This is a genomic window from Dactylosporangium darangshiense (assembly GCF_039537565.1).
Taxonomy (GTDB): domain Bacteria; phylum Actinomycetota; class Actinomycetes; order Mycobacteriales; family Micromonosporaceae; genus Dactylosporangium; species Dactylosporangium darangshiense.
On the sequence record NZ_BAABAT010000205.1, the window covers coordinates 1 to 952 of the forward strand.

Genomic DNA, 952 nt, shown 5'->3' on the forward strand with positions numbered 1-952 from the left:
CCCGCGAGCGTCGCGATACTGCAGGGCGAGACCGGCCGGATCGGCCACATCGTCGCCGACCTGCTGCTGCTGGCCCGGGTCGACGAACGCGGCCTCGCCCCGCGATCCGAGGATGTCGACCTCGACGACCTCGTCGACGCGGAGCGCCGCAGAGGCGCCGCCCGGCCCGGGATCAACATCCGGGCGCAGGTGCACCCGGTGCGGGTACGCGGCGACCGCAGGCAGTTGGCGCGGGCACTGCGCAACCTGGTGGACAACGCCATGCAGCATGCCCGCTCGACCGTCGAGATACACCTGTGGGCGCAGGACGACTCGGCACACCTCCAGGTTGCCGACGACGGGCCGGGCATCCCGCAGGCCGACCGGGACCGTGTCTTCGAGCGGTTCGTGCGCCTGGAACCCAGCCGGCCGCGGACTGCCGGCGGGAGCGGGCTCGGCCTGGCGATCGTCTGGGAGATCGTGACCGGCCACGCCGGCACGGTGACGGTCGGCGAGGCGAAGGGTGGCGGGGCCACGTTCCACGTCACCCTGCCGCTGCCGTCGGCAGCCGACCGGATTAGCCGCCGTCGGCCGCCAGACGGTAACCGGCACCCCGGACCGTCGTGATCGCCTTGCGCCCGAACGGCTGGTCGATCTTGCGGCGCAGGTATCCGATGTAGACCTCGACCACGTTGGAGTCGCCGTCGTAGAACGCGTCCCAGACGCCCTCGAGAATCTGCGTGCGGGACACGACGTCGCCGCGGTGCCGAATCAGGAAGTGCAGCACGCTGAACTCGCGTGGCGTCAACGGAATCGGCTCGCCGCCTCGGGCCACGGCCTGCCGCGCCGGATCGAGGCTGAGGTCCCCTGCGGTGAGCACGGCCGGTCGCTCGGGCGCACCCCGACGGATGAGCGCCCGCAGCCTGGCTACCAGCACCACGAAGCTGAACGGCTTGGTCAGGTAGTCGTCGGC

2 protein-coding genes are annotated in these 952 nt (G+C 71.8%); one reads left to right on the forward strand and one right to left on the reverse strand.

The annotated features are described in order from the left end of the window. Nucleotides 1-606: sensor histidine kinase (locus tag ABD901_RS58710; protein WP_345145104.1), on the forward strand; the 606-nt coding region annotated here is incomplete at its 5' end. On the opposite strand, the gene ABD901_RS58715 is transcribed toward ABD901_RS58710, so the two are convergent. Next, the coding region (locus ABD901_RS58715) for a winged helix-turn-helix domain-containing protein (protein ID WP_345145106.1) at nucleotides 557-952 on the reverse strand (396 nt) is incomplete at its 5' end. The two genes, ABD901_RS58710 and ABD901_RS58715, sit on opposite strands and share 50 nt — an antisense overlap.